The 4,760-nt window shown below is 66.7% G+C and carries 2 protein-coding genes; both read left to right on the top strand.

The window, feature by feature from the left end; genetic code table 11:
• The first annotated feature begins 181 nt into the window (after positions 1–181).
• A complete protein-coding gene (locus Q8O14_09035) occupies positions 182–1,702 on the top strand; it encodes a hypothetical protein (GenBank protein MDP2360885.1) in 1,521 nt (506 codons plus the stop codon).
• Positions 1,703–1,770: 68 nt separating this feature from the next.
• Positions 1,771–4,760: minor capsid protein (locus Q8O14_09030; GenBank protein MDP2360884.1), on the top strand; the 2,990-nt coding region annotated here is incomplete at its 3' end.

Genomic DNA, 4,760 nt, shown 5'->3' with positions numbered 1-4,760 from the left:
GAGCCAAGCGAGTCGGATCGTGTACTCCAAGGGCAACGACCATATCATCGACTCCACCCGCTGCGCCGTCCTGCGCAAGGAGCGCGAGCTCTTGAAACAGCTGGTGGACGATGGGTCGATGGGCGAGGCCGAGTTCGTGATGCCGGTCCTGACCGGCGACATCTTTGTGTAGGAGGCCATCGTGAAGCTGTTCAGCCGCGGGCTCTTGCCCGTTCGTCAAACGGCGGAAGGCGTGGTCGAGGTGGGCGATGAGATGGCGGCCCAGGCGGCCACGATCGATCCCTTCGCCAGCGAGACTTCCGTGGACGGGATTCCCAAGGAGTGGCACGAGCGCGGCGCCAAGGCCTGGGAGTACTTCCAGCAGGAACCCATCGTCAACAACTGCATCAATGCCTGGCGGACCCTGGCCGTGGGGGACGACTTCACCCTGTTGGCCAGCACGCCCGAGCTGCAGAAGGACGTGGATGCCTTGAAGCGGCGCCTGAACCTCAAGCGCTGGTTGAAGGACCAGTTGCTGCAGCTCTTGACCAAGGGCGAGGCGGCTGCATTCAAGGAGTATGGCGGGGAGGAGAAGGCCAAGAACGAGGAGGGCAAGCCGCTTTACCAGGACTTCGAGCGCATCAAGGTCTTGAACCCCCTGCTGCTGGAGACGACGGTGAAGGACGGGCAGGTGGTGAAGGTGCGCTCCTTCTTGCAAGACGAGGGCGGCCTGCCCCGGGATCACACGGACGTGTCGCTGGAGCAGTTCCGGCGCTGGATGTGGGACGCACCCGACTTCGCCGAGCACGGCACCAGCATGGTGCTGCCGGCCTTCGAGTCCATCGAGCTCCTGCGGGACTACCGGCGCGCCGAGCGCGCCATCGCCAAGCGCTGGGCCACGCCCATCCGCTTCATCAAGGTGGGTGGCCAGTTCGGCAAGACGGTGGTCATGCCCAAGCCCAGCATGCTGAAGGACATCAAGAAGATCGTCGACGGCATGAGCGCGCGCCAGGGCGCCGTCGTGCCCTTCTACGTGACCATCGAGACCTACGGCGCCGAGGGCGAGACCCTGAAGACCGAGGAGAAGGTGAGGGAGGCCAAGAGCGACGTCATCGTCGCCATGGGATTTACACGCGCCCTGGTCTCCGGGGACGGGGCCAACTTTTCCACGGCCAGCCTGGGCTTCGCCAAGATCCAGCTCATGCTGTCGGACCTAAGGGACATGGCGCGCGACATGCTCCAATGGGTCCTGGACGATTGGCTGGCCATGCGCGGCAAGGAAGGCGAGAGCCTGCACATCGCCTTCCCGGAGATCGACCTGTCCGCCGGCGCCGACCAGCGCAAGGTCCTGGTGGACCTCTACGACCGTGGGCTCATCAGTGTGCGCAGCCTGCAGGCCATGATGGGCCTGTCCCCCGACATCGAGCAGGCCCAGATCGGGCGCGAGACCAAGCAGGTGATCGCGCCGCTCTCGCCCGGGGACATCGTGGGCCTGGCCCAGCAGGAGATGCTGACCCAGGACCAGGTGGCCTTCCTGCTCAACCTGGCGGAGCGGTTGAAGGGGGCGCCCAAGGAGGACCCGGGCGCCGCGGCGCCGGCGCCCCAGACGGGCGACGTGGCCGGGCTCTATCAGCAGGTGGATCAGATCATTCGGGCGCGGGCCCGCACGCTTGCAATGGAGCGCGTCCAGGCCTTGGACGCCGCGGAGCCGCAGGCCGCCTGATGCCAGCTGCCGCCTGCAGGTGTGGCAGCCCGCATCCGCCGCTGCCCAGAGGAGAGCTCCACCTGGAGGTGGAGGCCCTGCTCCTGCCCATGGGCAGCCGGGCCCTCCTTTCCTACGCCCTCACCCAGCGGCAAGCCATTGAGCAGGCCACGGCCCAGAGCCTGGCCAAGGCCGGCGCCTACTCGGACGAGGTCCTGGCCGGCAGTTTGAAGGCCCTGGACCGGGCGGCCAAGGACGTGAAGGCGCAGATCCTGGCCCTGGGGGATCTTTCCCAGTTCGGCCCCGGCGCCCAGCCGGGCAAGTCCGTGCAGTTGGTGCGGCTGAAGGTCCTGGAGACGCACCTGGCCCAGACGGCGGCGCAGCTGAAGCAGGATCTCACGCTGGCCTACCAGGGCATGACGGGGGACTTGGCCAAGGCCGGCATCGAAGGCAAGCTCGCCCAGCTGGGGGCCCAGAAGCTGGGCGGTTACCAGGCCCTGGACCAAGCCGGTCGGGAGGCCCTGGCCGAGGCGGCCTTCTCCCTAGTCCCCACCGACGCCCTGGACTTCCTCTCGAACTACCAGCTGCAGCTCCTGGGCAAGCTCTCAGACGACCTCGTCGCCGGCATCAAGGGGGCCGTACAGGTGGGCATCGCCCAGGGCGAGGGCCCGGCCAAGATCGCCCGGCGCATCGGCGGCATCGTCAAGGACCCGGAGGAGTTCCGCCAGGCGGGGAAGACGGTCTTCAAGACCGTGCAGCAGCGTGCCGAGCTCATCGCGCGCAGCGAGACGATGCGGGCCTACAACCAGGGCGCCAAGAAGTTCGAGACCCAGATTGGGGTCAAGAGCGCGCGCTGGCTGACCGCCGGCGACGAGCGGGAGTCCCCCGAATGTGGATCGCTGCACGGCAGGGAGTTCGATCTCCAGGATCTACCCATCCAGCCCCTGCACCCGGCGTGCCGCTGCACGCACATGCCCGGTGGCTCTCTGTCCCAGATCACGGACCTGGGCACTCTGGAGGCGCAGCTGGCGGACCAGGCGCTGGGGGACGGGGCCGTGCAGGAGGCGCTGAAGAGCGGGGACTACGGCAAGCTGACCATGGTCCAGCTGCGGGAGGTGGCCAAGGAGAAGGGCGTGTCCATCGCCCGCACCAAGGCGGACCGGCTTGTCATGCTGTCCGAGATGACGGGGCACAGCGATTCTTGGCTGGCGGGACACACGCCTGTCGAGCTGGATGCGTGGTTCAAGAAGTACAAGATCGGGGCGCTGAAGACCAAGGACGAGCTGCTGTCCGCCATCCACAAGGCGGATCACGCCACGGATGCGGCCAAGGCGGCGGCGCTCAAGCAGGCGGAGGAGGCGGCCAAGAAGGCCAAGCAGGCGGCGGAGGAGGCGGCCAAGAAGACGGCGCTGGCGGACCAGGCCACGGCGGACTTCCATACGACGCTGGTCAAGTTGAAGGACCTGGAGGCGGATCCCGCCCAGTTCCAGGCCTTCCACCAGCAGATGGACCAATTGCTGGTGCATGTCCAAAAGCACCTGGAGATCCTGGGCCCGAAGAAGGCGGCGGATCTGGGCGGCTATCTGTCGAAGGCCCAGGACGCCTTCACTCTGAAGGTGGAGCTGACGGGCCAGTCGGCGCTGCGCGATGTCTTGAAGGCGGCAAAGGTCAAGAACTTCCAATGGTTCACGAAGGCCGAGACCGTCACCTACCTGACCCAGAAGCCCCTTCAGTCCAAGATCGCCGAGCAGGTGGCGGCCAAGGTGGCGGCGGCCAAGGAGGCGGCGAAGCTCAAGAAGGTGGCGCCGCCCGCCAAACCCGCCACGCCCAAACCGGCCGCTCCCAAGCCGGCCCCAAAGGCGACGCCCGCCGTCCAGGCGCGCAGCGCCGACGAGGCCTGGGAGGCGCTGAAGGCCGAGAATCCCTTCACCTTTCACAGCGACGCCAGTGAGCTGGGCGGCGTCCACACGAAGTACTTCTACACGGACAAGGCCGGCGACAAGTGGCTGTTCAAGCCCATCGCCGAGGAGTTCCGCGCCTTTGGCGACGAGGTGGCCTACCTCATCCAGCGCGAGATCGATCCGGGCGCCATCGAGGTGCGCACCATCCGGCTGAAGGACATGCACGGTCGCATGCGCTCGGGATCGATCCAGAAGATGAAGCAGGGACTCAAGGACCCGCACAGCTTCGAGAAGATGGATCTCGCGGCCCTCACGCCTGCCGAGCTTGCGCAGATCCAGCGAGAACAGGTGGTGGACTGGCTGATCTCCAACCACGACGGTCACGCGGGCCAGTTCCTGCGTGCGCGGGACGGCAAGGTCTATGGCATCGACAAGGGCCAGCTCTTCAAGTTTTTCGGCAAGGACAAGCTCTCCGTCGACTATGCGCCCAACGCCGGCGGGCGCTTCGACGAGCCCCTCATCAACAAGCTTCTGCGTGCCCACCGGGACGGGAAGATCAAGCTGGACCTGCGGGCCACCCAGGAGTGGATCAGGCGGGTGGAGGCGATTCCCGATGCCGCCTACCGCGAGATGCTCATGCCCTATGCCGGCCGGCGCTTCGCTGGTCAGCCGGGTGCCCTGCAGGACTTCTTGCGGGCTGCCGTTGAGCGCAAGAACGCCATCCGGGGGGACTTCGAGCGTTTCTACAGCGAGATCGAGTCGGCGCGGCTGGGGCGGAAGGTGTCCTTCCGCTTCGGGCAGGCGGTTGAGGAGGCGGCGGCGCCGCCGGCAGCGGATGGGGGCACGGCCTGGGCGCGGGGCAGCCGTGTCGACCTGAAGGAGGAGGTGAAGGCCATCCGTGAGTCCGGCTGGCAGGGGCGATCCCTGGCTGTGGACAAGGGCGATATCGAGGACCAGAACGTGCTGGTGCGCGAAGTGTTGGGGAAGGGCGGCAAGAAGGAGACCGTGCTGCAGATGCGCCTGCGCGTGGATGCGGACAAACGCCTGGTGAAGAGGCTCAAGGCCAACGTGGTGGGCGATTTGCCAAAGGAGCTGCTGGCGGAGGATCCCTTCTGGGACACGATCCTGGCTGCCGTGAAGACCACCAACATGCACGCAGCCGACCTAGGCTACAATAC

Source organism: bacterium (assembly GCA_030685015.1).
Lineage (GTDB): Bacteria > CAIWAD01 > CAIWAD01 > CAIWAD01 > CAIWAD01 > CAIWAD01.
Note: the sequence above shows the minus strand (reverse complement) of the source record. Positions and strands in the feature narration are given on the sequence as shown.